Source organism: bacterium (assembly GCA_028821235.1).
GTDB lineage: Bacteria > Actinomycetota > Acidimicrobiia > Spongiisociales > Spongiisociaceae > Spongiisocius.
In genome coordinates this window covers 10,368-30,216 of sequence record JAPPGV010000052.1, presented here as the reverse complement: position 1 = coordinate 30,216, position 19,849 = coordinate 10,368, and the positions used below count along the sequence as shown (strand labels likewise).

Below are 19,849 nucleotides of genomic sequence, written 5' to 3'. Positions count from 1 at the left end.
ACGGGACGCCGATGGCCGCCAGAGCACCCGGTTGTTTCGCAGACAGACCACTAGTCCTCCCGAAGCCTCATGAGCATCGAGGTGGGGTTGAAATCGTTGCACGGGGTGAGGTCCTGGGGGCAGGCGGACAGGAGCACCACCAGATCCTCGTGGGCCAGCAGGGTCATAGTGGCGCCCGCGTCGTGGGCGGCGGGATCGGTCACCACGTCCCCGTCGTCGGTCACCCGGTTGTGCATGAACACGTTCCAGGCCATCTCGCCGTGTAAGCCGAAGTCCTCCCCGAGCAGGTCCCGCGCCTGGTAGAGGTTGGCCAGGCAATGGTCGTGATCGTCCAGGTCGTAGTCCCGCTTGAAACGCTCGTGGTCACAGCACGGCACGATGATGTCGTGGCGCTCCACGTCGTCCCGGACGATGGTGAAAACCGGGTTGCGGCGGTTGGAGAACACCTGTGATCCGGTGACCAACTCGATCGAGGCGTTGCACGACACCGTGTGGGTCGGAGACAGGTACTCGGAGGGATCGTTGCGGAACCAGGCGATCAGGTCGCCGACCTGGTGGCCTTCGACATCGACGATGTCCAGCAACTGACCCTTGCGCATGTAGACACCCCGACCCTCTCGGGCCGGAACGATGACTTCGGTTGCTCCGCTCATTAATCGGTCTCCTCTTGCGGTTTCTCGGTGTCCGCTGCCTGTTGAAGCGCGTGTGCCGCCCGGGGTGCTCCAATACGAGATGGAACCTGCTTTGGCCGAAGACCTGCTGGTCCCGACCAGCCGGGAGGGCTGCCTCGGCGATGGTAGTTGGATGGTCTCCCGCCTGATCCACAATGTGGACCCGCCGGGGTTCCCATCGGTCGGGTCTCCCTCCCCGAACCCTCAGAAGGGGTTAGCGAGGTGTGCTGACCCATGTGGCGCCTCAGACGTGGGCAGAGCCAGGGAGCTCACCGATCTCGGGGGTGACGGTCACCTGGCGGGCCGCGGCGGGGGTGTTGCGGCTCTGCAAAGCGCGGACCCGGCCGTCGATGAGGACGGCGGTGATGCCTGGGATGTCGCCCCTGGCGAGGGCGCCGAGGGCGTCGCCGCCATACGATCCCCAGGGCGCGTCGGCGATCACCAGGTCGGCCGCCCGGCCCACCTCGACCTTCCCCGCATCCAGGCCGTAGACGTCCGCCGTTACCCCCGAGGCCCATGCCCACACGGTGGCCGGATCGGCACTTGTGAGGGAGGAGAGCTCGGCCATCGTCTTGAGCACGCCCAGCGGCATGACACCGGTCCCGGTGGGCGTGTCCGACCCGATGATCACCCGGTGCTCAGCCCGGTGTTCGAGCACCGACTCCACTATCTGGATGGCGCTCCGCAGGTTGCCGGCCTGGACGATCTGGAGCACCAGATCGGTCGTGGACACGATCCGGACGACTCCGTCATCGTCAAGCGACGAGGGGCCACCGTTGATGTGGCCGCACACGTCAGGACGGAGCAGCATCAGATGATCGGTGGTGATGGGCTTGGAGCCGGGGATCGACGCCCCACCCGAGTGGCACATCACCTTGATCCCCACCTCCTGCGCCGCCCGCACCTGCGGCAGTCCGTCGGCCGGGTCCTCGTACCGGCCGAACCCGAACTTGGCCAGCCACACCCCCTGGTCAGCCAGATAACGGAAGTGCTCGGGCCGGAGGGTCGGCTCGAGCACCACCGCTCCGCCGTTGACCTTCATCCCGTTGGGCCGGTAATTGCTCCACGACCGCTGGGCGAACACGGCCAGGGCGACCACTCCGTCGGCATCGTGCGGTCGACCCGGCGCGTGGATCTCGCCGGGCGAGATCACCTGGGTAATCCCACCGTGAACGTACGAGCTGAGGAAGCCGACCACGTTCTGGCGAGGGGTGAAGTCACCGATGACCACGTGGCAGTGGGAGTCGATCAATCCCGGCCCGACGGTCGTCCCGTTGGCGTCGATCACCTGGTCGGCGTGCTCGTAGCCCTCGGAGGATCCGATCGACACGATGGACCCGTCCTCTATGAACAGCGCCTCCGCATCTGTGACCGGGCCGGCCAGGTCACCCGTGACCAGAGTCCCGATGTTGACGATCGCGGTCCGGCGTGGTCTGCCCACCGCTCAGGAGGGTGCTGAGGAAGACGGGGATCGGTTGGCCCGCGATCCCGTGGCCTGGAGTTTCATTGCCGACTATCGTGCCAACTGGACATCTTTACCTACCCTCCTAACGGAGCCCGTCCTCGCCGATCACGTCCTCGGGCGCCAGACCTCCCATCCGGGCGTTGAGCCTCCCCCGGTTGGCGACCCCCACGGCCACCAGTACTTCGTCCGCCCGGGGAGCGTCGCCGGGATACAGGGTGATGGCGTCGTAGTGATCCCGGACGTAGAGGGCGTCCTTGTGGGCCAGCGGGATCGTTATCGGGGTTCCTGCCGCCGCCACGACGGTGGCAGAGGACATCCAGGCGACTCCCCCGCCGAGCGTCTCGCGGAGCGGGTTGGCGAAGGCGGTGGAAAGGAACATCACCGCGTGCTCCTGCGATCCATCTAGTCCGGCGATCCCTCCCTTGCCGTAGGACACGACCGGCTCTCCCAGGGCGTCCATGGCCATCTCCCCAAGGATCCGACCCAGGCCGGCCGAGAACGCCACCGCCTCGGACAGGTCCTCGTGGTAGCTCCCCGCGTAGGGGTTGTGGATCGCCGCCGCCACCACCGCCTTGCGGAGCGGCGGGTCTGCTTCGATCCCCTCCCTGATCCGCTCCTCCTCGACCTGGTTGATGACCTTCCTGATGGAAAAGTCCAGGCTCACAGCAACTCCCTCCCGGCAGCCGCGGCGGCAGGCGGATAGGTGTCGTCGAACAAGCCCACCGGCAGGTCTCTCAGGTACGTGAGAACGTCGTCCAGGTCAGTGACGTCCACATACTTCATATGCAGGTCGAAGAGGGCGATCTTGTGTGACACCTCGCCACGATCGAACACCGCTTCGTGCGGGATCGTCACCTTGAAGTCGTTCGAGAGGGCATCCACGGCGCTGGCGCGCACGCATCCGCTGGTGGTGGTGCCGGTGAGGATGAGCGAATCGGCCCTCATCATGGTGAGGTGGCTCACCAGCGGCGTTCCGAAGAAGGCAGACGGCTTGCGCTTCTCGATGAACAGGTCGTCGGGTCGGGGCGCCACCTCGGCCACGATCTCGTTGCCCTTATGCCCCATCACGTCCACCTCGTCCTCCGCCCGGGTGCTCTTCAGCGACCAGATCCCGAGGTCGAAGCCGTCGGCCCGGCGCGGGTTGGTGGTGTAGATGACCGGAAGGCGCTTGGCCCGGGCCACGTCGAGGATGTCCTGGATGGCGGGGATCCCCCGCTCCCAGGCCTCTGGCCCGCAGGCGTACCTCCACCGCTCGATCGACTCGAGGATGGGCTCGGCCCGGTCCCCGCAGAAGTTGTAGTTGACGTCGATCACCATGATGGCGGGACGCTCGCCGTATCCGGCCCGCTTGCCCCAACCGGCCGCGGCGAAGACCGTCCGATCGGTCTCGGTGAGGACGTCGTCCCAGATGGCCATCTACCTACCCTCCTATCGGACGGGTGTACTTGGTGGTCTCGGGGGCGAAGCCGGGTCGGGCGAACTTGTCGGCCAGCCAGCGCTGGGTGGGGGCCACCCGGGCCGGGCTGTTGGCGTCCAAGACCTGATGGCTCGGCCCCAGCTTGCGAGGCAGGTAGTGGCCCCGCGGATCTCCGACCGGACGCATCCCGGGTGAGTCGTCCGCCCACTCCGCGCTGACCTCGCCCCGCAGGATGGTCATGATCGGCCAGCCGGTGAAGGTATGGCCTTCCATGATCGACCATCCCGACCTGGTGTTGATGTGCTCCTTGCCGACCTTCACTTCCCGACCCAGGTCGATGATCACCATGTCCGCGTCGAAGCCCGGCAGGAGCGAGCCCTTGGTTCCCCAGAGGCCAGAGGTCTTGGCGGGGTTCTCGCAACTCACCTGGACGGCCCGCTCGAGGCTGATGCGGCCCTTGTTGACCCCTTCCGACAGCATCACGGGCAGGAACAACTCCACCCTCGAGAACCCGGTACGGCAATCCCAGATCACCGGGTTGTACATCTCCTCGTGGGAGGACGGCTCCCATCCAACCACGTGATCGGACCCGACCACGTCCACGATGCCCTCGGCCAGCGCCACCCAGAGCGCCTCGATGTTGTCCCTGCGGCGGAGCGGGACGTTGATCCTCCAGCCGTACTCGGGCTCGGCCCAGAGCCATGGCGGACCGGTCTGCGCGTACAGCTCCAGACCCTCGGCGCGGGCTCGGGCCACTTCCTCGAAGGACAGCTTGGTGGTGCAGTGCTGGAGGTAGAGGGGAACGTGGCCGGGGGTCTGCATGGCCAGGTAGGCGTAGGAGCGGACGTGATGGGCCTCGAGGAAATCGGGTGAGCGGTCGGTCCACGAACCGCAGTCGGTGCGGCCGCTACTCCGAAGGCGGTCCTCGAAGATCCGCCCGATCTCCCAGTTCTCGGGATGGATGTGAACGATCCCCGGATGGCCGATATGGGCGACCTCCTCCATCACCAGGTAGACCGTGCCGTCATCGATACCCGTACCCAGACCGGCCCGCCGGGACGGCCAGTTGGTGTCGTCCTCGTCCGACATGCCCTTCATCGAACGGGTCTGCAGGTAGAGCTTGAAGGAGGTGACCCCGTGCTCCTCGGCGTACTGAGGGATCTCCCGGGCGTGCTGGTCGGTCTCGAGCATGTAGGTCAGGTAGGCGTCGACATGGCTCACTTCGTTGATCACGTCCCGCCCCGAAGGAAACGACTCGTTGAACGAGACCACGTCGGCCCTGCCCACTACTTCCTTGAACGGCTTCGTGCCCAAACGAGTGGTCGGCGCCTGGATACCCCAGGTGGTGATGCCCGCCGTAGCAGCCGCCCGCGACTCGGTGGTCATGTCGTAGTCGAACGGCACGTAGCACCCTGGGTGGGCCTCGGAGTCCACCACCCCCGGGAGCACGTAGTTGCCGCGGGCGTCGATGGTCTTCTTGGCAGACGGCATCAACTCCTCGGGAGCCAGCATGGCCACCTTGCCGTCCTTGACGCCGACCGCCACCCGGTAGCGTCCGCCGCCCGTCACGACCGTGCCGTTGGTTACCACCAGATCGAGAGGTTGTCCCGCCATATGCCCGAACTCCGTCCTTTCAAGCCGTCGGTTCGCCATCTCCCCGGGTCAAGACCGCGCTGGTGGCCCGGAGCGACGCTGCCCGGTTCCTCACTCCGAGCAACTGCCGGTTGACAAGCAACGGGAGCACGGAGTAGAACCTGGGCACGACATGAGCTTACATCCTGATGGGGCCGGGACCATCCCGGCCGAGACGAAACAGCAACTGCTCGACCTGCGGGAACGCGTTGAGGCCTTTGACGGAGCGAGACCGCATGACGCCATCGCCCGCCAGGCGATCCAGGAAGCCATTACGGGCGGACTCGAGGGCAACGCCGCGGTGGGCTGCCTGATCGTCGACCCCGACGGAAGGGTTCTGGTCAGCGACCGCAACCGGATGCTGGCGCCGAGGTTCAGAAGCGACCTACACGCCGAGATGTCGGCGCTGAACATATACGAGGACACGCATCCTGATGGAGGGAATCTGAGGGGTCACACCCTGATTACCTCGCTCGAACCGTGCGAGATGTGCACGATCAGGATCATCAACTCGGCTGTCACCACCACCCTCTACGTAGCAAGCGATGTCGGCAAGGGAGGCATAACCGGCCCGAACGCCCTGGCCCCGCACTGGGCGCGCCTTGCCGAACCCCAGACTTTCTCCCCAGCCGACTGCTCGAAGGAGCTGAGCGACATCTCGCTGAAGGTGTTCACCACCACGATCGGCGGGGTGATCGAGAAGATGATGGCGCGCCGGATCTAGCGTCCGAGCCCGGAGAGAACACGAGAGTCGCGCCGCCAGACCGGTGCGCCGCACCGGGCCCTGACCACGCCGCGCCACATCCCTCCGAGGGGAACGTCGACATGTAGACGGGATCGAGAGCCACGTCACCGATTCCGTAGATGATCAGCGTCTCTCCCGGACTCGCGGGCGGTGCCGGGATACGGTCGTCGCGGTATCCGAGTGGAGCGTGGTCGGGGTGGTGATAGAGGTGGTACATGGCGACGTTGCCGGGCGTGCCAAATCACAGACAGGCGCCTCGCCGTCGGGGTAACGAGCCGATCGCTTCCGACCACTCTCCTGCCCTAGCCCCTATTCTGGTGGTCCCCGTGACCGGAAGCCGACCGAGGAGGACGAGCGATCGACGCCGACATCACCACCGTCGAGATGGTCTTCCGCCTCATCCCGTTGCTGATCCTGCTCGGTACCGGAGTGATGGGCGGCATCGTGGTGCTCAACAACCTCACCGCACCCGGCGCCAACCTGGCCTTCGTAGAGCACATCATGACGATGGACACCACCAATATGGACAGGGGAACGCAGTGGCGAGAGATCCGGTCGCCGGCCCTCCACCGGATCGCCTTTGTCACGATCCTCTTGTTCGAGGTGGCGGTCACCGTGCTGTCGCTGGTCGGTAGCTACTTCCTGGCTACCAACCTCGGCGCGCCCGCCGACGCCTGGGAGGCGGCCAAACTGTTCGGTTACCTGGCCTTCATGGCGGCCCTGGTGGTCTGGTTCCTCGTCATCCAGGTGGTGGGCGCCGAGTGGTTCGTCAGCTGGCAGTCGGAGAGCTGGAACGCCATCCGTGACTCCACCCGCATCAACCTGATCACCCTGGCCGGCATCATCATCCTCCGGCTGGCCTAGCCCTGTAGCCGGATAGACTTTCCGAGCATGCAATTCGGCCACCGGCTACGCCGGAAGCTCCTGGCAGTCCTCCCCGTCGTCGCTGTACTGGCAATGGCGTCCGCGGCCTGCGGCTCCGACGAAGAGACGTCCTCCGGGATCACCCAAACCGGGATCACCACCGCCCAGGATCCCATCACCGACACCACAACCGCCACCGGGCCCGCGCCGGTCGAAGAGACCACGACCACCATCGAGGCGGACGAACCGACCGTGGAGGACCCGCCGGCCCACATCCGCAGTGTGGAGGTGTCCATCCTCGAGTCCTCCCCACCGCGGGTGTTGGTGTACATAGAAGGCGACCATCCCACACCCTGCCACGAGACCTTCACCGAGGTCACGGAGGACGGAAGCGACTACACCGTCATGGTCCGGAGCGTGGCGCCGGAACCCGGCTCTGTCTGCGCCCAGGTGCTCGAGCCGTTCGAGGTGGTCGTACCGATCGGCGACGGGTTCGAGCCCGGGGACTACACCGTGACTGTCAACGGGGCGACCCATCAGTTCTCCATCTGATCGCACTCCGGCACGACCCGCAGCCCCGGAGGCGGGTCCCGATGGTCTTGGAGGGCCTCAGTCACCGATAGAAGTCGGCGCGATCCGTCACTTTCGGCCGATTCTCGCGATCCTGGTGCTCTTCGCCGCGGCCTGCGGTACGAGCGGCCGGGATGTGACCCCTTCCACGCAACCCCCGACCACTCGGCCGGCCACGGCCATCACCTCACAGCCGACCACGACCCCCACATCGGCCCCATCCAGTACCACGTCGACATCCACCACGACCCTCCCTCCCACTACGACCACCTCGATCCCTGCCGCGACGACCACCACCACGACGGTCGTCCCACCCGAGGCGCCGCCGATCGTCGAGCTCGTCATCTCGGAGCCGGCCGGGATATCCGCTCTGGATCCGATCAACTCCGACGGCAGCGGTCAAGGCGCTCCGGTGCTGACCACCGTGTACGAGACGCTGGCCTGGACCAGCCCGTCGGGTGAGGTACTACCCCGCCTTGCCACCGAATGGAACATCTCCGAGGACCGCAGAACCTACACATTCCACTTGCGGCAGGGCGTCAGGTTCCACAACGGCGCCGACTTCACGGCTCAGGACGTGGTCTACAGCGTCACGCGGGCCCTCACCGACGGAAGCCCGGTCGTACGCCAACGGGCCCGCAACCTGGAGAGCGTGACCGCGACCGACGACTACACGGTCGTCTTCGAGTTGAGGGAGCCGTCGAGCGCCTTCCTGTTCGAAGTAGCCGACCCCACCGGGAGCGGGTTCTCGTCGATCCTGACCCAATCGGCACCCACCCACGGAACGGAGCCGGTGGGGACCGGGCCGTTACGGTTCGTCTCCTACGTGCCCGGCTCGGAGCTGGCGCTGGAACCCAACCGGGACTACTGGGATCCATCCGCTCTCCCCCACTACGAACTCCTCCGGATTCGCATCATCGAGGATGAGCCTGACCGGGTGGCCGCCCTCGAGAAGGGGGAAGTCGCCCTGATCCGGACGAACACCATCGAGGTGGCGGCCGGACTCATAGAGGATCCGCTTCTCCAGGTGGTAGGAACACCGGCTTGGACCATCTGGCTCCATGCCGCCCGCAGGGGCATGACCGCTGACGGCGCGGTGGTTCGGGCCGCATGGCTGTCCCTGGACCGCCAGGGACTGGCCGACACCGCCTTCGCCGGCGAGGCCGGGCCGTGGTCAACCTCCCATCCCCTGCTCGCGTACGGTCTAGGTCCTACCGAACTACCGGGATACCAACGGGATGTCGAGGCGGCCGCGCAGGTCCTGGCAGAGGCGGGGTACGAGGACGGGGTCAGCCTCGAACTGCTCTATCCCGAGCAGGAGTACCCGGAGGCCTTCTTCGAGGTCCTCCTGACCTCGTGGAGCGAGGCCGGGGTCAGGGTCGAGCCGGTGCCCCTCGACCGAGCCACCTGGCTCGCGAGGCTCGTCACCGCCGACTACGACCTGACCGTCACCCGCCACGGCTGGTACGCCAACCCCTACCGCTACGTGCTTCCGAGGCCGGGCTGGCAGGCGCCGCCCGAGGAAGTCCTCCCCGAGTTGATCCCGGCGCTGACGGACCTGGCGACGGTGAGCGACGAGGACCGCTCAGATGTGTTCCAGAGGGTCCAGCTGATCGAGGCGGAGAACGCGTACCCCTTCGTCGGGGTTGTCTACGTCAACACGCACCATGTCTACCGCACCGACCTGATCACGAATGCCGTTGTAACCGGCTCCGTATCGGGCGACCGGCGCGGCCTCTACCTCTCCCTGACACCGACCGGGCAGTCGCCGACACCGTACGGATAGGCGCCTCATCGGGGCCGAGAATCGATGCGGAGAGGTGCGCTCTCATGGGCGCGGTCCGGGGGTCCCTGCTACAGTAATCCGGCCAGCCGTTCCGGCACCGGCAGACGTAGTGCATAGTCCTCTTCGAGCCCCCAGGCCCCGAGTCTGTAAAGCCCTTTGGGATCGGAGAGCGACAGGCGCTATAAATACGGGTTGCGCCGGTACGCGGCGTGATCCTTGGGAATTGACTGTGCCCAACATGGCAAGCAAGCGAGCGGAAGGACCTCGTATGAAGAAGTTTCGTGGCGCCATCATCTTGATGGTGGCCCTAGCGTTGCTGGCGTCAGCCTGCGGCGACGACGGTTCGGCCGAAGCCGACGCAGCTGCTGCCCAGGCGGCGGCGGAGGCCCAGGCGGCCGAGGCCGAGGCAGCTGCGGCTCAGGCGCAAGCCGACGCAGCGGCAGCCCAGGCGGCGGAAGCCCAGGCGCAAGCCGACGCGGCCGCAGCCGATGCAGCTGCTGCCCAGGCGGCCCTGGAACAGGCTCAGGCCGACCTCGAAGCCACCCAGGCGGCGGCGGAGGCAGGCGATGCTGAGGCCCAGGCAGCTCTGGAAGAGGCCCAGATGAAGGCCGATGAGGCTGCTGCGATGGCTGAGGAAGCCGAGATGGCGGCCGAGGAAGCCCAGATGGCTCTCGAAGAGTCCATGATGGTCACGGCGCCCGAGATCCGTGCCGCCGAGGTTCGCATGGGTATCTATCCGTGCTGTGCCGACCTTGCCTACTGGCAGATCCCGATCGAGCTGGGATGGTGGGAGGAATGGGGTATCACCATCACTCCTAACCAGCCGACCTATCACTACTTCACCGGCACCCAGGAGATCGTTCCTTGGTTGCAGCGTGGTGACGGCGACGTTGCACAGGGATGGGTACCTGGCCTCTTCGGAACGCTGGAGACCTTCGGTCAGAGCATTCCGCCCATCCACTTCGCTGACATCTACGTCGGCTATGCGATCCTGGTAGCCCCGGACAGCGAGGCCAAGACGGCTCTCGAGTTCATGGACGAGGGCATGAGCTTCACGGAGGCGGCCACGGCTGCGGTACAGCAGTTGGTCGGTAAGGAAGTCCATATCCCGCCGCACAGCACGACGCAGTCCCAGTACTCGGATGCCTTCTTCGCCTACCTGCCCCAGTGGTGGGAGGACGTAGTCGAGGACATTCCGGCCCTGGACGGCGAAGGCAACCCCTTGGTCCTCCTAGGCCGGGACGGGTCTCCGGTACTTGATGACGCCGGAAACGCGCAGCCCATCCGCATCACCACCAACGACTGGCGTAACTACTCCACTCCGGTGTACGTGGATGACCCGACCATCGTGCAGCTCTCCGCACAAGCGGGCCGGATCGAGTTCGCCATGCCCTATGGCGCTCCGACCCTGGTGCAGATGATGCGCAACGGGTGGGATCCGCTGATCAACTTCGCCATGATGTACGAGCACGACGCCCTGTCACAGCAGACCGCGATCGCCTCGTCCACCGTTGGTGGCACCGGCCTTTTGGCTCGCCGCGAATGGGTCGAGGAGAACAAGGACCTCGCATATCGGGTCGTCGCGATGGCGAACCGTATTCTCGCCTATCTCGAGGATCCCGCGGTCCAGGAGACGGGTTGGGAGATCGAGGCCAACATCATCAACGAGAAGCGCGGCATCACCATGGAACCTGAGGATATCGGGGTGATCTGGGATACGATCGATCCGTCCTTCAACTGGGAAGACCAGGAAGCTCTGTGGGATCTGAGCTTGCCGAGCTACCACCCCGAGACGGTGTTCCGCACCCAGATCGAGGCTCTGAAGGCGAGGGGAGTCCTGTCCGAGACTTACGACACTCAGGCGGGATTGGAAGAGTTCCTGCTGGCCCAGGAGATCTACTACGACCTCAAGGGCATGCAGGATCGCTCCGATGACCTGTTCGCTCGGGCGAGCGGCATGGACCTGTCGGCCAGCCAGCAGGCTCTGATCGACCAGGCCCAGGCCCTCTACGACAACTACAACTTCTACGACAGTCTTCGCTTCCTTGAGGCGGCCCTGATCGGCTAGTCTCATCCGCCGAAGACAACGTGACTTGCCTGGTGCAGGCAAGTGAGAAGGACCGACGCGGGGTCGGATCGCCATCCGGCCCCGCGTTGGCTTGTGGACTAGAGACCAACCAGATCACCCTCCCAAGAGCGCTCCGTCAGTCGCCACTACGTAAAGGGGCTTGAGATCCAGTGACGATGACCTCCACAGACGTTCTCGATGTGAGAGCCAAGGCACAACGAGAAAAGAGACGGCGCAGAATTGCCAGCATCGTCTATATTGCGATAGGAATAACCCTCTTTTTCGTTGCTTGGGTATTGCTCTCCCTCGAGGCATCTCCTTGGCACTACGACATCCCTCCGCCATTCGGCGCGGTGGGTCCCTTCCAGGACATACTCCAGGGGGTGTGGGGACTGTTCCGGGAGGAAGGCGCCATAGCCCACTTCTGGAGCAACCTTGGAACCAGCCAGGACATGAGGATCAAGTTCGTCCACGCCTGCCCCGATCTTCACCCGGCAAACGTCAACAATCCTTTCAGGCAAGTCGCCTCGAGCCTGATGGGATGGAAGTACACGTCTGACACCGCTGCCCTGACCGGTGGCCCTCTGCCGGTTCCGATCGGCCAGCTACCCGACTATTGCTATGGCTACGGCATTCACCTGATCGTGACGATCATCCGTATCCTGCTCGGCGCTGCGTTCGGCACCATCGCCGGTCTCGCGATCGGCCTGTCCAGCCTCGTGTTCCCGAAGGTCGCCCAGGTATTCACGCCGATCGCCTCCTTCTTCGGAACCGCCCCCATCTTCATCGCCGCACCGTTCTTCGTCATCTGGTTCGGTGTAGAGGTGCCGATCATGACCACCATCGGCCTGGTCACCTTCTACACGACGCTGCTCATGTACTTCTTCAGCCGGCGGGCCGCCGAGAACATACCCGTCGGGATCGTGGAGTCGGCCCTGACCCTGGGCGGAACACCCCGCTCGATATTCCGCTGGGTCTACCTGCCCGGCACGGTTCCAGAGATCGCGGGGGGATTCCGCATCGCGCTGGCAGGTGCCTGGGGTCTGGGTGTCCTGGTCGAGGTGCTCGGAATACAGGTCGGCGGAGGGCACCTGATCGACATCTGGAGGTTCCTGATCGGCCAACTCCAAGCTCCATCGGCGCTCGTGGCGTTGATCACCTTCTACGGAGTTCTTGCGGTGGTGGTCGATGCATTGCTGCTGGTGATCATCCGTTACCTGACCAGGTGGTCCGAGGCCGGCCGCCGACTTGGGCTGTAGACAAGGAGGAACAGCTATGTCAAGAGTCGTTAGCTTCGAGGGCCTATGGTGCGTGTTCGAGCACCGGTCCGGCCAACTGGTCAACGCCCTCCACGATGTCAACTTCGAGGTCCAACCGGGCGAATTCGTGTGCGTGGTCGGACGATCCGGTCACGGGAAGACCACCCTGCTGCGGGTTCTGGCCGGACTCCAGCCGCCGACCGCCGGCCAGATAAGGCTGGGTGAGGAAGTTGTCGAAGGGCCCGGCGCCGACCGGGCGATGGTGTTCCAGCAGGACACCGTCTTTCCCTGGCTTCACGTCCGCGATAACGTCGAGTTCGGCCTCCGCGCCCTCAAGGTGGACGACGAGGAACGAAAGTCCACAACCGCCCACTGGTTGGACGCGGTGGGGCTGACCGACTTCGCCGACTCGTGGCCCCGGGAACTGTCCGGAGGTATGCGCAAGCGGGTGGCGCTGGCGGCAGCCATGGCGGTCGGCTCCGATGTGATCCTCATGGACGAACCCTTCGGATCCCTCGACTACTTCACCCGCCGCAATCTCCATGACGTGCTCCTCGACCTGTGGGAAGAGACACAGAAGACCATCTTCTTCGTGACCCACGACATCGAGGAGGCCTTGATCCTGGCCGACCGCGTGATCCTCCTGGCCGAAGGAAAACTGGTCGATGACATCCCGGTCGACCTGCCACGCCCCCGTGATGAAGATGTGCGAGCCAGTGCCGGCGCGGTGGATATCACCAAGACGATCCTGGCCCACTTGGGAATCACCGAAGAGGAAGCGACCCAGGTTTGAGCCTCACCAGACTCTTGAGGATCCTATTCTGGGTCGGATGGGCCGCCTGGATCTTCGGCTCAGGTCTGGTCGTCCTCGCCTTCTCGTCGCTTGGAGACTGGCAGTTCGAAGAGGGCACACTCCATCTCACCTGGCAATTCATCTCCTTCTGGGTTGTCCTGTGGTGGGCCTACACATTCGTCTTCCGATACCGAAGGTCGGCCGCAGCGGTCATCAGGATCGGGAAGGGCATTGTCCGTCTGCCCGAGCGCATCTTGAACGCCGTGAAGAACAATCCTCTTTTCTTCATCACCTGGGCGGTATTGCTGGTGGGCTGGCAGATCGTGTCGTACATCGCACCCAAGGGGACTCTTGAACATCCGCTCGTGCCAGGATTCGACTACATCATCTACAACGCCCTCTACAGATTGTCCGGCAATTGGGACTTGTTCGGAGGGTTCAGCATTGCCGGACTGACCCTGCAGTTCGGAGAGTTGGCGCCGTTCCCCGCCATAGAGGGTGCTGAATCGAGGACCTGGACGGCTGTGTTCCTGGCGCTGGGTTTCCATTCCTTCATGACCCTGTCCCGACTGGTAGCCGGCCTGGGTGTCGGGTTGATCGCCGGCCTGGCCACCGGTCTCGCCCTCCCCTACTGGTCCGCCCTGCGCCAGATCTCGTGGGCGCCGTTCAACTTCCTGAGAATGATCCCGCTGCTGGCAGCCATCCCCTGGATGCAGTTCGCTCTCGGAGTCGACCTACGCGCTACCACGCTCTTCATCGGCTTCGGCGTGTGGGTGATGCTGGTGGTGGCGACCATGAACGCGGTAGCCAACGTGCCCGACAGGTATATCGAGAGCGCCCGCACGATGGGCGCGTCGCGGCTGCGCACCTATTTCAAAGTGGTGGTTCCGGGCGCCATGCCGGAACTACGCACCGCGCTCTTGCTGGCCGGTGGGCTCGGGTGGTCGCTGACGATCGCCGCCGAGTTCCTGGGCTTCCCGACCGGGCTGGGCTTCATGGCCGCCGCTGCGGTTCAGGAAACCAACACGGCCCGCCTGGTGATCGTGGCCATCGTGGTCGCCTTCTACTCGCTCCTGACCTTCTACCTGCTCAACCAGATGTTCAACCGGATGGTCAGCTGGATGCCGCAACGAGTCAGCGGCACGACGGACATCTCCAAGGTGGCGGGAGCCGCGGGCGCTGCCGGTCGCGCCGGAGACCAACTCCACGAATAGTCCGAATCGACAACCGGCTCAGTCCACGGCAGTGACCCCGTCAGGACATGGATCATGCTGATCGGGACCGTCTTCGGGCTGATCACAGCGGTCACGCTGGGTGTCAACAACCTGCTCACGGCGGTCGTGGCCCGTCGCTTCGGGGTGCTCCGCTCCACCACCGTCACCCTGACCATCGCCTTCGTGGTGATGATCGCCTGGGCGGTGGCGATCGGCGTGCCCTACCAGATAACGAGGGACCAGGTCATCCTGCTGGGCCTGCTGGGGGCGGCCGCAGCCACCTCGTTCCTGGGAAGCTACATGGCCCTGCGGCTCGGTCCGGTCTCGGTGGTGAGCCCCATCAGCGCCCTGTCGGGCGCGATCACCGTGCTCTATTCCTACTGGCTGCTCGCGGAGAGGCCCACCGCCGTGCAGTGGGTCGGTATCCCCATCGCCGCGGCAGGTGCCGTCCTGGCCTCGCTCGTCATCGAGAAGGGCACCAAGATCCGCCTGGTCACGTGGGGCCCGGTCTTCGCCATGATCGCGGTGCTGGTGGGATCGCTCTCCAATGCCGGGCTGAAGATTCCCATCCGGGACGGCCTCGACTCCAACTGGACCATCATCACCCAGCGGTTCTACACGGTCGCGTACGTCGCCCTGGTGTTCGTGATCATCGCCCGGATTACCCAGAACAGGAACCGCGAAGGGAAAGAGTCTCGCCTGGAGGACTGGGACAAGAGGCAATCGAAGATCACCTGGCGCAACGGATGGCTGCTGGTCCTGGTCGGGGTGATCGACGCCATCTCCTTCGTGACCTTCGGGTACGGTCTGGCCTACGCGCCGGCCTGGCTGATCGGGTTGCTCTCCCAGAGCGGCCGGGTTATCGCGGTGATCGGCGGGGTCATCTTCTTCCACGAACGCCTACACCACCTGCAGAGGACGGGTGTAGGGCTGGTGGCGGTCGGCCTGGTGATGTCCATCGCCGGCTAGCAGGGGTTCGCAAACGACTCCCTCGCCCGCTCACATCACCGACATTACGCTACTGTACGCAATGGAGGACGACGTTAGAACTCGAAACAGGAGAATGCGATGACGACGTTGACCTACCAGGACGCAGCCCGGCACCTGCTCGCCCAAGGCTTCGAGGAGTTGGCCGAGGGAGACTCCCGCCAGGCATCTGAGAAGGGATGGGGAGCGGCAGCGCAGATGATCAAAGCCGTCGCCGCCGACCGGAACTGGGACCACAACACCCACGCCTCACTCCACCGAGTGATCGCCAGACTGGCCACGGAGACCGGCGACGACAGCATCCGCAGCTGGTTCAGGTCAGCCAACGCCCTCCACCAGAACCTCTACGAGAACTGGGGAGACGCCGACTACGTTGCCGGAGGACTCACCGACGTAGGCAAACTGCTTGACAGACTGGAACCATTGCTGGATTGACAGCCGGTCCTCCCGGGACTCGCCCGGCCTACTCGTTCCGGAGCGCGGCTATGGGATCGATGGTGGCGGCGCGGTAGGCCGGGTAGCTGCCGGCGGCCAAGCCCACGCCGGCCGCCACCAGGAAGGCCGCCGCGATGCTCCACGGCTGAATCAGCACCGCCAACTCCTGCCCGCCCACTGCCCGGCCGTCGACGGCCAACGAAGCTCCGGTCCCGAGGGCGATGCCGACCACGCCACCGAACAGGCTCAATGTCAGCGCCTCGGTCACGAACTGCGTCACGATGTCGCGCGACGTGGCGCCCACCGCGCGGCGGATGCCGATCTCGCGAGCACGCTCGGCGACCGAGACGAGCATGATGTTCATCACCCCGATCCCGCCGACCAGCAAGGAGATGCCGGCGATGCTTCCCAGCAGGATCGAGAGCGTGTTGCTGACCTCGGTCGCCGCGCTGATCAGATCGTCCTGGCTCTGGATCACGAAGTCCGGCTCGGTGGTCTCGTGGCGGAAGAGCAGCAACTCGCTTATCTCCTCCTTGACACGGTCCTCGTCGACGCCGTCGGCGGCCCGGACGTCGATCTGGGTGACCCGCAGGTCCCCGGCCGGCGTGTACAGGAAACGCAGGCGGTTGGCGATGCTCGTGAGCGGTATGAAAGCCTGGTCGTCAGCCTCGCCCGCGCCGCCCTGTTCCTCGAGGACCCCGACCACCACGAAGGCGAGCGTGAGACGGCCACCTGCGAAGGAGAGCCGCACCTGTTGTCCTACCGGGTCCGCGCCGGGGTACAGCGTCTCCGCGGCCCGCGCTCCCAGCACGGCCACCATCGAACCTTCCTCGTCATGCGCAGGAGTGATGAACGAGCCCGAACGGACGTCCAGGTCGCGCACCTCGCCGTACTCGCTTGATGTGGAGACCACCGTGGCCCCCACGTTGTTCGCTCCTGCGACCAGCTGCGTGTCGACCGCGGCGTGGGCCGCGACCGCGATGACGCCCGGAATGGCGTCGGCCGCGATAGCGGCGGCGTCACTGGCAACCAGCGTCGACTGACCGAGCCCGGCAGGCCCGCCGGTTTGCGAGGTGGTGGCGGCCGCGCTCGACTCTACGAAGATCAGGCCCGTGCCGAGGCCGCGGATGCGGTCGGTGACACCCTGCTGCGTACCCTGCGCCACCGCCACCAGCGCGATGACCGAGCTGACCCCGATGACCACCCCGAGCGAGGTCAGCACACTGCGCAGCCGGTTGGCGAAGATGGCTCGCAGGGTGACGCGGAAGGCGTCTATCAGGCTCAATGCCCGGACGCCCCTGCCGGAGCCCGGGCCGGCGGCCCCCCGCTCTTGCCGCTGTCCTCGATTATCTTCCCGTCGCGCATACGGATGGTCCGCCGGGCGTACGTAGCCACCTCGGTCTCGTGCGTCACCAGCACGACGGCTACGCCCCGCTCTTCGACCAACTCGGTGAACAGTCGCATGATTTCCCCACCGGTCGCCGTGTCGAGGGCACCGGTCGGTTCGTCGGCCAGCAGCATGAGTGGGTTCACGGCTAGAGATCGGGCGATCGCCACGCGCTGCTGCTCGCCCCCGGAGAGTTCGTTGGGCAGGTGCGCGATGCGGTGTTGCATACCTACTCGCACGAGCGCCTCGGCGGCCCGCCGCCTGCGATCCTGGGCACGCTGGTAGATCAACGGCAACTCGACCTGCTCGAGGGCTGTCATGCGCGGGAGCAGGTTGTAGGACTGGAATACGAACCCGAAGGCGGCGCCGCGCAGGCGAGATCGGACGTCCTCGGTGAACCGCTCCACATCGCGCCCGGCGAGAAGATACTCGCCGGTCGTGGGCCGGTCCAGCAGGCCGATGATGTTCATCAAAGTGCTCTTGCCCGAGCCGGACCGACCCATGACGGCGACGAACTCCCCGCGGTCGATTTCGAGGTTGACACCCGCCAAAGCCCGCACCGCCATGCCTCCGGTGGCATACACGCGGGTCACATCGCGCAGAATGATCACCGTCCGCCTCCGCCGAAGCCGCCGGGCGTGCCACCCGGGACGAATCCGAGCCCCGGCTGCGAGTCCTGCTGCTGGATGGTGCGGTAAGCGATGCCGACGCTGTCGGCCCCGATGAGCAGCACGGCGCCGTTCTCAAGACCGCTCGTGATCTCCACGTTCACCCCGTCGGACTCGCCTACTCCGACCGTGACGCGCTCGAAACCGGTTCCGGCGCCGGCGTCAGCCGCCGGAACGGTCACGAACCACTCGCCGTCGAGTTGGCGCACGGCGGAAACGGGAACGAGCACCGACTCCTCCCGCACCTCGGTGAGGATGGTGACGGTGGCGCTCATTCCGGGCGCTGGAAGCACGCGGCTGCCGACCGAGGCCGTCCCGGCCTGGCCCTGCCGACCGAGTGGTCGCAACCCACCGGCCGCAAGACGCTCGCGCTCCTGCAGGGGGATCTCGAAGCCCTCCGGCAAGCTCACCCCCTCAGGAGGGGGCTCACCGTTGACCACCGCCTGCACCACGTCCTGGATGGTCACGCCTTCGGGTAACTCCATCCCGGCAAGCGGCCCATCCGGCCTGCCCCCACCGAAGCCGGCCCCGACCCCGCCATCTCCGGCGCCGGTCACAGCCTCAGGAAGTCCGGCGACTCCGGGAACGACCCCCTGGCCGGCGATGACCGCCAGTTGGCTCGCCACCTCGACGGTCTCGGCGCCGGTGAGGATCCGCGCCTCCACCCCGTAGGTCACCACACCCTGGGCGGTGTCGGGCAGGCGGCTGATCGAAACGATCCGCGCCGGGTACTGGACGCCCTCCACTCCATCGAAGGAGGCAAAGCCGGCCTGCCCCACCTCGAGCGCCAGCAGATCAGCTTCGGTAACAGCCAGGGCGATCATCATCCGGTCCGGCGTGCTCATCGAGAAAGCGACGACGCTCTGGGTCACCCGGTCGCCCGGGTGGACGTTCACCGCCTCTACGGTTCCGTCGAAGGGGGCCGCCACCGACAGATCGGCCAGGGCGGAGCGAGCCTCCTCCAGCGATATCTCGGCGAGCCGCACGTTCTCCTCCTGTTGAGCGATGGCGTTGGCGGTGGCGCCCGCCAGAAGCTCGTCGTGACGTGCCTGGGCGGTGGCCAGGCTCGCCAGCGCGGCGTCCAGCGAGGCTTGAGCCTGCTGGTAGTCGCTCTCGTCAGCCGGCGTTCGTAGTTCCTCAAGGCGAGCGGCGGCCGCGGTGTGGCTCGCGCGGGCGGCGTCCACGGCCTGTCGAGCCTGGTAGAAATCCTCGGCCGTCGGGTCGCCCCGGAGTTGATCGAGCCGGGCGGCGGCGGCTGTGTGGTTGGCGCGGGCGGCGTTCACCGCTTGTTCCGCCTGGTATAGGTCCTGGGATGTGGGCTCCTCCCGGAGCGCCTCTAGGCGGGCGACGGCTGCGGTGTGGCTCGCGCGGGCGGCGTCCACCGCCAACTCCGCCTGGCGCAAGTCTTCTTCGGAGGCCGGTACGAGGAGGTCGGCCAGTCGATCCTCGGATGTGGCAAGGCTCGTCACCGCGGTCTGCCGCGCAGCCTCGGCGAGGATGTACTCGAGGTTACCGTCTATGAGGGCGTTGGCGAGCTGCTGGTAGTTTCTCGAACGACCCTCGAGCGTCTCGTGCAGAGCCTCCACCTCCTCGTCCGAGAGCGGGTCCACGACCTCGTCGCCCTCGAGAGGCAGGGTCCCCGCACAGGTCACCGCGGCGACGTTATAGGCACCGTACTCATCGCAGTACTCGTCCCAGGCCTCGCCCAGGGCCACCCAGGAGTCGTTCGCATGGCTGACCGCGCTCAACAGTTGGGCCTGCGCCTGTGCCACCGCCGATCGAGCGGAGGCGGTCTCGGTTTCGGTCGGATCGGCCAGCAGGTCCCCCAGCGCTTCCTCCGCGCTCGAAAGCTGCGCCAACGCACTCGCCACCGCCTGCTCAGCCGAAG

The 19,849-nt window shown here is 65.8% G+C and carries 19 protein-coding genes; 10 read left to right on the top strand and 9 right to left on the bottom strand.

Translation table 11 applies throughout. From position 1 onward, the window contains the following. Positions 1-50 precede the first annotated feature (50 nt). The 5 genes from OXK16_05625 to OXK16_05605 all read right to left on the bottom strand — a co-directional run bounded on the left by OXK16_05625 (position 51) and on the right by OXK16_05605 (position 5,167). Positions 51-653, bottom strand: a complete 603-nt coding sequence (locus OXK16_05625; protein MDE0375427.1) for an urea carboxylase-associated family protein — start codon at positions 651-653, stop codon at positions 51-53. Positions 654-915: 262 nt separating this feature from the next. After that, the gene (locus OXK16_05620) at positions 916-2,112 is read right to left on the bottom strand and encodes an amidohydrolase family protein (protein MDE0375426.1); all 1,197 of its coding nucleotides are present in this window, start codon (positions 2,110-2,112) and stop codon (positions 916-918) included. Between the two features lie 106 nt (positions 2,113-2,218). After that, entirely contained in the window at positions 2,219-2,800 is a 582-nt protein-coding gene (locus tag OXK16_05615; protein ID MDE0375425.1) for an amino acid synthesis family protein, read from the bottom strand. Further along, complete coding sequence (locus OXK16_05610) at positions 2,797-3,552, bottom strand: isochorismatase family protein (protein MDE0375424.1); 756 nt, start codon at positions 3,550-3,552, stop codon at positions 2,797-2,799. The genes OXK16_05615 and OXK16_05610 overlap by 4 nt, the downstream gene beginning before the upstream one ends. A 4-nt stretch (positions 3,553-3,556) precedes the next feature. After that, complete coding sequence (locus OXK16_05605) at positions 3,557-5,167, bottom strand: amidohydrolase family protein (GenBank protein ID MDE0375423.1); 1,611 nt, start codon at positions 5,165-5,167, stop codon at positions 3,557-3,559. 151 nt (positions 5,168-5,318) lie between these two features. Here OXK16_05605 and OXK16_05600 point away from each other — a divergent pair, with 151 nt between their 5' ends. The 3 genes from OXK16_05600 (at position 5,319) to OXK16_05590 (ending at position 7,346) form a co-directional block, all read left to right on the top strand. After that, positions 5,319-5,909 carry a nucleoside deaminase gene (locus OXK16_05600; protein MDE0375422.1) on the top strand — a complete coding sequence of 197 codons (591 nt, stop codon included), beginning with the start codon at positions 5,319-5,321 and terminating at the stop codon, positions 5,907-5,909. 405 nt (positions 5,910-6,314) lie between these two features. Then, complete coding sequence (locus tag OXK16_05595; GenBank protein ID MDE0375421.1) at positions 6,315-6,794, top strand: DUF2165 domain-containing protein; 480 nt, start codon at positions 6,315-6,317, stop codon at positions 6,792-6,794. A gap of 27 nt (positions 6,795-6,821) precedes the next feature. After that, on the top strand, positions 6,822-7,346 hold the full coding sequence (locus OXK16_05590) for a hypothetical protein (GenBank protein MDE0375420.1): 525 nt from the start codon (positions 6,822-6,824) through the stop codon (positions 7,344-7,346). Between the two features lie 87 nt (positions 7,347-7,433). On the opposite strand, the gene OXK16_05585 is transcribed toward OXK16_05590, so the two are convergent. Further along, positions 7,434-7,709, bottom strand: coding sequence for a hypothetical protein (locus OXK16_05585; protein MDE0375419.1), 276 nt, complete (start codon positions 7,707-7,709; stop codon positions 7,434-7,436). 67 nt (positions 7,710-7,776) lie between these two features. Here OXK16_05585 and OXK16_05580 point away from each other — a divergent pair, with 67 nt between their 5' ends. The 7 genes from OXK16_05580 (at position 7,777) to OXK16_05550 (ending at position 15,906) form a co-directional block, all read left to right on the top strand. Next, on the top strand, positions 7,777-9,150 hold the full coding sequence (locus OXK16_05580) for an ABC transporter substrate-binding protein (GenBank protein MDE0375418.1): 1,374 nt from the start codon (positions 7,777-7,779) through the stop codon (positions 9,148-9,150). Between the two features lie 268 nt (positions 9,151-9,418). Further along, a complete protein-coding gene (locus OXK16_05575; protein MDE0375417.1) occupies positions 9,419-11,218 on the top strand; it encodes a hypothetical protein in 1,800 nt (599 codons plus the stop codon). 176 nt (positions 11,219-11,394) lie between these two features. Beyond that, complete coding sequence (locus tag OXK16_05570) at positions 11,395-12,477, top strand: ABC transporter permease subunit (GenBank protein MDE0375416.1); 1,083 nt, start codon at positions 11,395-11,397, stop codon at positions 12,475-12,477. Positions 12,478-12,493: 16 nt separating this feature from the next. Then, on the top strand, positions 12,494-13,270 hold the full coding sequence (locus OXK16_05565) for an ABC transporter ATP-binding protein (GenBank protein ID MDE0375415.1): 777 nt from the start codon (positions 12,494-12,496) through the stop codon (positions 13,268-13,270). 14 nt (positions 13,271-13,284) lie between these two features. Continuing rightward, positions 13,285-14,484 (top strand): ABC transporter permease subunit, encoded by a 1,200-nt coding sequence (locus OXK16_05560; GenBank protein MDE0375414.1) that lies wholly within the window; start codon positions 13,285-13,287, stop codon positions 14,482-14,484. A gap of 54 nt (positions 14,485-14,538) precedes the next feature. Further along, complete coding sequence (locus OXK16_05555) at positions 14,539-15,453, top strand: DMT family transporter (protein MDE0375413.1); 915 nt, start codon at positions 14,539-14,541, stop codon at positions 15,451-15,453. Between the two features lie 99 nt (positions 15,454-15,552). Beyond that, positions 15,553-15,906 carry a PaREP1 family protein gene (locus OXK16_05550; protein ID MDE0375412.1) on the top strand — a complete coding sequence of 118 codons (354 nt, stop codon included), beginning with the start codon at positions 15,553-15,555 and terminating at the stop codon, positions 15,904-15,906. 28 nt (positions 15,907-15,934) lie between these two features. On the opposite strand, the gene OXK16_05545 is transcribed toward OXK16_05550, so the two are convergent. From OXK16_05545 to OXK16_05535, 3 genes are all read right to left on the bottom strand, one after another. After that, positions 15,935-17,191, bottom strand: a complete 1,257-nt coding sequence (locus tag OXK16_05545) for an ABC transporter permease (GenBank protein ID MDE0375411.1) — start codon at positions 17,189-17,191, stop codon at positions 15,935-15,937. Beyond that, positions 17,188-17,904 (bottom strand): ABC transporter ATP-binding protein, encoded by a 717-nt coding sequence (locus OXK16_05540; protein ID MDE0375410.1) that lies wholly within the window; start codon positions 17,902-17,904, stop codon positions 17,188-17,190. The genes OXK16_05545 and OXK16_05540 overlap by 4 nt, the downstream gene beginning before the upstream one ends. Then, a partial coding sequence (locus OXK16_05535; protein MDE0375409.1) for an HlyD family efflux transporter periplasmic adaptor subunit occupies positions 17,901-19,849 on the bottom strand: 1,949 nt, incomplete at its 5' end. The genes OXK16_05535 and OXK16_05540, both read right to left, overlap by 4 nt.